This is a genomic window from Pseudomonas helleri (assembly GCF_001043025.1).
In the GTDB taxonomy this organism is placed as follows: Bacteria; Pseudomonadota; Gammaproteobacteria; order Pseudomonadales; family Pseudomonadaceae; genus Aquipseudomonas; species Aquipseudomonas helleri.
The window spans coordinates 96,968-106,014 of sequence record NZ_JYLD01000018.1; the positions used below are offsets into that span (position 1 = coordinate 96,968).

Here is a 9,047-nt window from a genome sequence, read left to right on the forward strand (position 1 = left end):
GCGCGCTGCTTGTTATAGTCGCTCGCTCATTGACCGGCGACAACGCCCCAAAAAGGATTCAGGTTATGTCCGAATACCAGGCTTTCAAGGTTGAGTTAAACGACAGAATTGCCCACGTGACGATCAACCGACCTGAAAAGGTCAATGCGATGAATGCGGCATTCTGGACTGAGATCATCGAGATTTTTCAGTGGATCGATGAAACCGATGCCGTGCGCGTGGTGGTGATCAGTGGCGCCGGCAAGCACTTCTCGGCCGGCATTGACTTGATGCTGTTGGCGTCGGTGGCCAATGAGCTGGGCAAGGATGTCGGGCGTAACGCTCGCCTGCTACGACGTAAAATCATGCAAATGCAGGCCTCGTTCAATGCTGTTGATCAATGTCGCAAGCCTGTTCTGGCCGCTGTCCAGGGTTATTGCCTGGGGGGCGCCATTGATTTGATCGCGGCCTGTGACATGCGCTATGCCGCAGCAGATGCACAGTTCTCGATCAAGGAAATCGACATGGGCATGGCCGCTGATGTCGGCACTTTGCAACGTTTGCCGCGCATTATCGGTGACGGCATGCTTCGAGAACTGGCGTATACGGGGCGCATGGTCGACGCTGAAGAAGCGCGCAGTATTGGTCTGGTCAACCGGGTCTACAGTGATCATGAGCGTTTGCTGGAAGGGGTGATGGCCATTGCCCGGGACATCGCCGGCAAATCGCCGATTGCGGTGGGCGGGACCAAGCAAATGATCAGTTACATGCGTGATCACCGTGTCGATGATGGCCTTGAATATGTTGCCACCTGGAACGCGGCCATGTTGCAATCCACGGACTTGCGTTTGGCCATGGCAGCACATATGAGCAAACAAAAGCCTGAATTTCAGGATTGACGCGGTCGCCGCGTCGCACCTCAACTTGACCTGGGATGTTGTGATGACTTCGCGTTGGACTACGGCAGTACTGGACACCGATTTTGCTGGCGGCTTGGCCGTGGCGCGTGGGCCAGAGGGTTTTTTGCTCGACGACAATGGCCCATTGTTTCCACGTGAATGGCTCAAGCGTCAGGACCTGCCGGTTTTGGCTGAGCATGGCATTGGCCATCTGGACGGCGAGCCGGTCTACCTGCTGGAATTGAAGGGCACTGCCCAGGTTCAGGGCTGCCAGTGGCAGGGTTTGCGCGCGTTTATGCTGCAAGGCGACCACACGTTGTACAAGGTGTTGGGTTACGCCGCGCAAATTGGCACGTGGGCCCGTGAGCACCGTTTTTGTGGCAGTTGCGGGCAGGCCATGACGCAGGTGCCGAGAGAACGGGCGATGTATTGTGCGACGTGTGACTTGCGCAGCTATCCGCGTATCTCGCCGAGCATGATCGTGCTGATTACCCGTGGCGATGAAGTCTTGCTGGCGCGTTCGCCACGGTTTGTGCCAGGTGTTTACAGCACCCTGGCCGGTTTTGCCGAGCCGGGTGAGTCGGCCGAAGACTGCCTGATTCGTGAGGTGCACGAAGAGGTGCAGGTCCAGGTCAAGAATATTCAGTATGTGGGCAGTCAGTGCTGGCCGTTCCCGCACTCGATGATGCTGGGCTTTCATGCGGAGTATGCGGGCGGTGACATCGTGCCCCAGGTCGACGAGATTGAAGATGCGCAGTGGTTCAACATTCATCAGTTGCCGCCATTGCCTGCGTCGCGCTCGATTGCGCGTTATCTCATCGACCTGTACGTGGCTCGGCGTTTAGGCCATATCGAACCAGTGTTGCCAGGCTAGGCGCACAGTCAGCCCCAAGACCACGGTGATGAACACCGGTCGAATGAATTTGGCCCCGCCGCTGATTGCGCTGCGGGCGCCAAAGAAGGCGCCGATCATGACTGCAAAGCCCATGGTCAGACCGATGATCCAGTCCACATGCCCGGAGAAGATGAAGATCGACAGTGCCGTGATGTTGCTGACGAAGTTCATGCTGCGGGCGACCCCGCTGGCCTTCACCAAGTCGATGGGGTAAAGCAGCATGCTGCTGACGGTCCAGAACGCACCGGTTCCCGGGCCCGCTACGCCATCATAGAAACCCAGGCCAATACCTTGTGGCAGTTGCCATTTCTTCTTGATCGGCGCGTCGTTGTCGATCGGGGTTTTAGGCGTGCCGCCAAACAGTAAGTACAGCCCGCAACCGAAAACGATCACAGGCAGCATTTTGTTGAGCCATTCAGCCGGCATGTAATGGGCAGCGATAGCGCCGATCAGGGCGCCTGTCAGGGTGCCGAAAATAGCCAGCTTCCACTCGCGAGGATGGAACAGTTTGCGCCGGTAAAAGGTGAAGCTGGCCGTGGCTGCACCGAACGTCGAGCTAAGTTTGTTGGTGCCCAATACCAGGTGCGGCGGTAGGCCGGCGGTCAGCAGGGCAGGGGTGGTCAGCAAGCCGCCACCGCCCGCAATCGCGTCGATAAAACCGGCGACAAACGCAACGGCGGCCAAAATGGCGAGGGTGGTCAAATCTACGCTGAGGCTGAGATCAAAAGGCATGAGGTCGACTTAGTTCGGCGGGACGTATGCGCGATGCGCTGAAGGAGGCAGCCATCTTACCCATAACCGCAGGAAGCGGCGACAAGCCTTTTATCACGGGCAACGGTTGCTCAGGCAACGGCTGATCAGTACGTCTGCTCTATAAGTTCGACTCAGCAGCAGCCGTCACCAGGCTGCTGCTGTTTAGCTAGATGGATTGTTGTATATAGGGGGAGGAGGCTGGTGAGTCAGCGCGGCGGGTGTTCACTGATAAGGCGCCAAGCTTGATCAGGCGGGTACGTGTGACGTTGCGGCTCAAGCCCAGCAGTTTGGCGGTATGCACCTGATTGTGATGGCAAAACTCGTAGGCAGCGCGAAGCAGGCTGTCTTCAACCGTTTCATGCAACGCGCCGGGTTCTTCTTCGAACAGCCTGCGAAACGCGCGTTGCAGTAGGTCCTGGGTGCTGTCTTGCGAATGCGTGTGTGACGGCCCGGTTGTTTCCTGACGCCTTACGCGTGAAGGTGACAGTCGCAGGTCTTGCACGGAGATGGTCTGGTTGCGGCACAGCAACAAGCTGTGATGCATGACGTTTTCCAGTTCGCGGATGTTGCCCTGCCATGGGTGTTGGGTGAGGGCTTCTTCGGCGCATGGGCTGAGCGTCGACGGGCCGTGTTGCAGACGTTGCCGATAGGTGTGCAGGAAGTGTCTGGCCAGTGGCAGGATATCCCCTGGTCGCTCGCGCAATGGGCGCAGCACCAGGCTCACGACATTCAGGCGGTAGTAGAGGTCTTCGCGAAAATGCCCCGCTTCGATGGCTTGCTCCAGGTTGACGTTGGTGGCGGCCAGTACGCGGACATTAATCGGCGTGCTTTTGCGCGAGCCGAGCCTGACGACTTCCTGCTCTTGCAATACACGCAGCAGTTTCACTTGAATGGGCAGCGGCAAGTCGCCGATTTCATCCAGAAACAAGGTGCCGCCGTCAGCCTCTTCAAACCATCCCGCTTTGGCCGCTAATGCACCGGTGAAGGCGCCTTTTTCGTGACCGAACAATTCGGCTTCGACAAGCGACTCTGCAAATGCGCCGCAGTTGACGGCGACAAAAGGCTGCTGATGGCGGTGGCTGAGTTGATGAATGTGTCGGGCTACCAGCTCTTTGCCAGTGCCTGTTTCGCCAATGATCAAGACGCTGGCGTCGCTGGGAGCTATTTGTTGCAGATGGGCCAGTAACGCCTTGGACACGGGATCTTCAAACACTTGGGCCGTGGCCCTTATGGAGGTCGCGAGTGCCGGAGTCGACGGTAATGTTAAAAGCTGCAATGGACAGCTCCTTTTATCGGGGGGCTCTGCCCACAAAAGGAAAGCCGAAGGCGACTTTATAAGGGGATTTTGATATTCCGTAAACTAACGTAATTCCATATTTATATATCCTTATGGCATATCGGACTTGCATAACACCCTACTTTTAGCGCTTTATAAGGCTATGTATTAGCGTTTGGCCGAGTTTGGGAAGGCTCCTACAGGTTTTCTCAGCGCTGCCTCTTTGTTTGAGCTGTTCAATCGGTTATTTCTAAATGCCGCGCTTTTCACGCGGTTTCACTTTTCTGCTATCAAGCACTGCCTGATTCCGGAATGCGCTCAGTGGGTTTGCACAATGAACAAACGACCTCTTTATTTCGATTACGCCGCCACCACGCCTGTGGACGATCGTGTCATTCAGGTGATGGTCGAGTGCCTGGGTTTTGAAGGCAATTTTGGAAACCCCGCGTCTGGCTCTCATGCTTTCGGCCAGTCTGCCCGGCAGGCGGTAGAGCTCGCGCGTGAGCAGGTTGCGCAGTTGGTCAACGCACAACCAGAGCACATTATCTGGACCTCGGGCGCCACCGAGTCCAATAACCTGGCCTTGAAGGGCGTTGCCCAGGCCAGCCGCGAATCGCGCGGGCACATCATTACCAGCCAGATCGAGCACAAGGCGGTACTGGATACCGCGCACTTTTTAGAGACCTCAGGTTTCGATGTGACGTACCTGGCCCCAGACAGCGACGGGCTGGTCAGTGCTGAAAAAGTCCGTGCTGCGCTGCGTTCGGACACGCTGCTGGTGTCGCTGATGCTGGTCAATAATGAGCTGGGAACGGTGAATGACGTTCCTGCTATCGGGCGACTGGTTCGTGAGCACGGTGCGTTGTTTCACGTTGATGCGGCGCAAGGGGCAGGCAAGGTCGCCATCGACCTGCAAGAGTGGGCGGTGGACTTGATGTCGTTCTCGGGGCACAAGCTCTACGGGCCCAAAGGGATTGGTGCCTTGTATGTCGGGCCACGTGCGCAGGATCGATTACAGGCGCAGATCCACGGTGGTGGTCATGAGTCCGGGCTGCGTTCCGGCACCTTGGCAACCCATCAGATTGCCGGCATGGGCGCAGCTTTTGCCATTGCCCGTGAATCGTTTACCCAAGAGCTTTCGCATATCCAGGGCCTTCGCGAGCGCTTGCTTGAGCAATTGGGTGATGTGCCAGGTGTGCAGTGCAATGGTTGTCCGATCCAACGAATCCCTCATACCTTGAGCCTGACGTTCGGTGAAGGGCACTTCAATAGTTCGGTGCTGAGTGCAGTGCTGGCCTACTCGGCAACCTCGGCGTGCAATTCGGCCAGCAAGGCACCGTCTCACGTACTGCTTGCTGTGGGCCATGATGCAGACAAGGCGGCGAGAACCATTCGCTTGAGTCTTGGGCGTTTTACCCGCGAGCAGGACATTGATGTCGCGGTAACCGCCATCAAGGCCGCTATTGCAGCGCCTGCCCCTTTTTGGGCGGTTGCCCAGTCTTGATGACTGCTCCATTATCCGCGACGAAGAAAAACAACCGTGGCCAGCAGGAGAGAGGATGAGTATTCAGTCGTTGAATCAGGAATCTGTGGTGCAGCGTTTGGCGCGGACTCGCGCCTTGATGGAACAGAACGGCATTTATGCCCTGTTGGTTCCCTCGGCCGACCCACACCTCTCCGAGTATTTGCCTGCCTACTGGCAGGGGCGTCAATGGCTGTCAGGCTTTCACGGTTCAGTCGGTACGTTGATCGTGACCCCGACCTTTGCCGGGTTGTGGGCAGACAGCCGTTACTGGGAGCAAGCTGGCAAAGAGCTTGCCGGTAGCACTATCGAACTGGTCAAGCTGCAACCTGGCCAGCCAGGCCCTCTGGACTGGTTGGCAGAACAAGCTCCGCAAGGGGCGACGGTATCGGTTGATGGTGCTGTTCTGGCGTTGGCATCCGCGCGCACTTTGGAGAGCAAGCTCAAAGAGCGTAGCGCTGTTCTGCGTACCGATATCGATGTATTGAGCCTGGTGTGGGCTGATCGTCCCGCGCTGCCTAAACAGCCGGTGTATGAACATTTACCACCTCAAGCCACCGTGAGCCGAGTAGACAAGTTGGCGAAGCTGCGCGAAACGCTTAAGCAGCGTAACGCCGATGCGCACTTTATCGCCACGCTGGATGATATTGCCTGGCTGTTTAACTTGCGTGGGTCTGATGTTTCTTTTAACCCGGTCTTTGTCTCGTTTGCATTGATTGAGCCTGATCGGGCGACGTTGTTTGTTGATCTGGAAAAGGTGGGTGTTGAGCTGCGAGACACTCTTAAGCGTGATGGCGTCAATTTGCGTGATTACACCGAGATCAATTCGGCTCTGGCTGCGCTGCCGGCAACAACTCGGCTGCTGATAGATCCTGCACGCGTCACTTGCGGTTTGCTCAACAACGTAAGCCGTGAGGTGGCGTTCGTTGAGGGGTTGAATCCAACCACGTTCGCCAAGTCGCAAAAGAGCCTTGATGATGCGGTTCACATTCGTCAGGCCATGGAGCAGGATGGCGCTGCGCTTTGCGAGTTCTTTGCCTGGCTCGAAGCTGCCTTGGGTCATGAACGCATCACGGAGCTGACCATTGATGAGCAGTTGAGCGCTGCGCGTGCACGTCGCCCGGGCTTTGTATCGCTGAGCTTCAATACCATTGCGGCTTTTAACGCCAATGGCGCAATGCCGCATTACCACGCGACCGAGCAAGAGCACGCCGTCATTGAGGGGAATGGCTTATTGCTTATCGACTCGGGTGGTCAGTATCTGGGGGGGACCACCGATATCACTCGCATGGTGCCTGTCGGTACTCCTACACGCGAGCAAAAGCACGACTGCACCCGTGTGCTTAAAGGTGTGATTGCTTTGTCGCGTGCCCAGTTTCCAAAGGGGATTCTGTCACCTTTGCTCGACGCCATCGCCCGGGCACCGATCTGGGCTGATAACGTTGATTACGGGCACGGTACAGGGCATGGCGTCGGTTACTTCTTGAACGTGCATGAGGGGCCGCAGGTGATTGCCTATCAGGCAGCCGTAGCACCGCACACTGCGATGCAGCCCGGCATGATTACGTCAATTGAGCCGGGTACATATCGCCCAGGTCGTTGGGGCGTGCGAATTGAGAACCTGGTGTTGAATCGCGAGGCTGGCGCCTCGGAGTTTGGTGAGTTTCTCAAGTTTGAAACCCTGACGCTCTGCCCGATTGATACGCGTTGCCTTGAGGCTTCTCTGCTGACGCATGAGGAGCTTAAGTGGCTTAATGATTATCACGAGCAGGTTAGTGAGCGGTTGAGCCCATTGCTTGAAGGTGATGCTTTAGCGTGGTTGCGGGCTCGAACAGCAGCACTTTCTTAAAGTGCGAGGGCGCTCTGTCACGTACTCGACTGAGTGGGTTACGTGACAGAGACTTGGGCTGTTATCTGCAAAGGACGATCATGCTGCGACTGGTATAGCCGGCGGGGTTCAATCCGAAAGGGTAATCCCCAGGTTCTTCAGTGCCATCGCCTGACTTGGCAACAACTCGGTATCCCTTGTCTCCGCACGCCTTTACGGCCTCCGCGTAGCATTTATCCCAAGACGACGATAAACCAGAGCAGTTGATGTGCAAGCCACGCTTGCCACGTTTGACGGCGGTTTCGGAGGTCGCAGCGCAGCCGGAGATCATGAGCACGGCCAAAACTACCAAAAATCGTTTCATTCCTGTCCTTAAAGCGTTTACGTCAGATTTACGTGGTGCGGTGAGCGGTTGATCATTCAGTTGCTCCTTTGGATGTCCTTATCCGGAATCGCCCCAAGTGACACATTCGGCCTATAAACATCCTCTAAATGAGAGTCAATTACCAGAACTGTGTCAAATAGGTGACTAATTGTCTGTGCTGACAGGTGCTGAGTGACCACGCATTGTGAGGGTTGCACCGACCGAGGCCATGATAATGCACAGGATAGCTATCCATTGTGTGACAGACAGAACCTCATGCAGAAACAGTAGCCCCGACAGCGCTCCAAAGGCAGGCTCAATACTCATCAGGGTTCCAAACGTACGGGTAGGCATGCGCGTAAGAGCGATCATCTCTAACGTGTAGGGCAGGGCAGTGGACAATAACGCGACAGCAAGGGCGATCGGGATCAGGGCTGGGGTCAATAGCGCGCTGCCTGCATGAACAATGCCCACGGGGGCAATAAACAGTGCCGCAATAATGACGCCCAAGGCTGCTGTCTGGACGCCGTTATCTGCGCCTGCTTTCTGCCCGAAGAGGATATACAGCGCCCAACACACGCCAGCTCCGAGTGCATAGGCTGTGCCGACAAGATCGATGCCTTGTGCGCCTTCTCCTATAGGGATAAGCAGTAAAAGCCCGGTAATTGCCAGGCCTATCCACACAAAGTCGATTGCCTTGCGTGAAGAGAAGATAGCGACCGCCAGCGGGCCTGTGAATTCAAGTGCAACTGCAATCCCCAGCGGGACGGTACGCAGCGACATATAGAAGAGCAGGTTCATACCGCCCAGCGCTATCCCGTAAACAATGACGGTCTTGAGCGATTTGGCCGTGAGCTTGGCTCTCCAGGGGCGCAGTATCAGCAGCATGATGATGCTGGCAAATATCAAGCGCAGAGTTGTCGTGCCTTGGGCGCCCACAACGGGGAACATGCTTTTTGCGAGCGATGCACCTGATTGGATTGAGGCCATGGCGATAAGGAGTAGGCCAACAGGTAATAGCGTCGATACGAGGCTACGAGAGGACTGTGTCATTGCGGGGGTATGCCTGGGCGATAAGTGTGTAAAGGTCAGGCATCATGCTCAAGTGGCGTGCAGTGTGCAATATAGTGCGCAATATGCTTTTGAATTTGTCTTATATATAGAGAGCGTTAATTAACCCTTGACTCAGAATTATAGCGGCCTATAATTCGCACCAATTCCGGCGCAGTCGAAACGGAAACTCCTTGAATATCAATGAGTTGGATGGTTTTGACGATGCCAGCTTCAGTTCATCGAAGCAGGAAATGAGGTGTTGACAGCAGCGTGTAACGCTGTAGAATTCGCCTCCCGCTAACGAGAGATCGAAAGCGCAAGTGGTTGATGTTACAAAGGAAACTTTGAAATCATCTTAAAATAACCGCTTGACAGCAACAGAGGCTGCTGTAGAATGCGCGCCTCGGTTGAGCGAAAGCTTAACCAACCGCTCTTTAACAACTGAATCAAGCAATTCGTGTGGGTGCTTGTGGAGTCA

The 9,047-nt window shown here is 55.8% G+C and carries 8 protein-coding genes; 4 read left to right on the top strand and 4 right to left on the bottom strand.

Annotated features, from left to right (window positions below; all coding sequences use genetic code 11):
• Window positions 1–65: 65 nt before the first annotated feature.
• Both TU84_RS22685 and nudC read left to right on the top strand, forming a co-directional pair.
• Window positions 66–878, top strand: a complete 813-nt coding sequence (locus TU84_RS22685) for a crotonase/enoyl-CoA hydratase family protein (protein ID WP_048373176.1) — start codon at window positions 66–68, stop codon at window positions 876–878.
• A 43-nt stretch (window positions 879–921) separates the two neighbouring features.
• A complete protein-coding gene (nudC, locus tag TU84_RS22690; protein WP_048373178.1) occupies window positions 922–1,752 on the top strand; it encodes an NAD(+) diphosphatase in 831 nt (276 codons plus the stop codon).
• Here the strand turns inward: nudC and TU84_RS22695 are convergent.
• Window positions 1,720–2,505 (bottom strand): TSUP family transporter, encoded by a 786-nt coding sequence (locus TU84_RS22695; protein ID WP_048373180.1) that lies wholly within the window; start codon window positions 2,503–2,505, stop codon window positions 1,720–1,722. The two genes, nudC and TU84_RS22695, sit on opposite strands and share 33 nt — an antisense overlap.
• A 187-nt stretch (window positions 2,506–2,692) precedes the next feature.
• Window positions 2,693–3,802 carry a sigma-54 interaction domain-containing protein gene (locus tag TU84_RS22700; RefSeq protein ID WP_048373181.1) on the bottom strand — a complete coding sequence of 370 codons (1,110 nt, stop codon included), beginning with the start codon at window positions 3,800–3,802 and terminating at the stop codon, window positions 2,693–2,695.
• A 334-nt stretch (window positions 3,803–4,136) separates the two neighbouring features.
• Here TU84_RS22700 and TU84_RS22705 point away from each other — a divergent pair, with 334 nt between their 5' ends.
• Both TU84_RS22705 and TU84_RS22710 read left to right on the top strand, forming a co-directional pair.
• Entirely contained in the window at window positions 4,137–5,306 is a 1,170-nt protein-coding gene (locus TU84_RS22705) for a cysteine desulfurase family protein (RefSeq protein WP_048373183.1), read from the top strand.
• A 55-nt stretch (window positions 5,307–5,361) separates the two neighbouring features.
• Window positions 5,362–7,173 carry an aminopeptidase P family protein gene (locus TU84_RS22710; RefSeq protein ID WP_048373186.1) on the top strand — a complete coding sequence of 604 codons (1,812 nt, stop codon included), beginning with the start codon at window positions 5,362–5,364 and terminating at the stop codon, window positions 7,171–7,173.
• Between the two features lie 61 nt (window positions 7,174–7,234).
• Here the strand turns inward: TU84_RS22710 and TU84_RS22715 are convergent, their stop codons facing one another.
• Together TU84_RS22715 and rhtA are read right to left on the bottom strand one after the other, a co-directional pair.
• Window positions 7,235–7,516, bottom strand: a complete 282-nt coding sequence (locus TU84_RS22715; RefSeq protein ID WP_048373188.1) for a hypothetical protein — start codon at window positions 7,514–7,516, stop codon at window positions 7,235–7,237.
• A gap of 165 nt (window positions 7,517–7,681) precedes the next feature.
• Entirely contained in the window at window positions 7,682–8,569 is an 888-nt protein-coding gene (gene rhtA / locus TU84_RS22720) for a threonine/homoserine exporter RhtA (protein WP_048373190.1), read from the bottom strand.
• Between the last annotated feature and the right edge of the window lie 478 nt (window positions 8,570–9,047).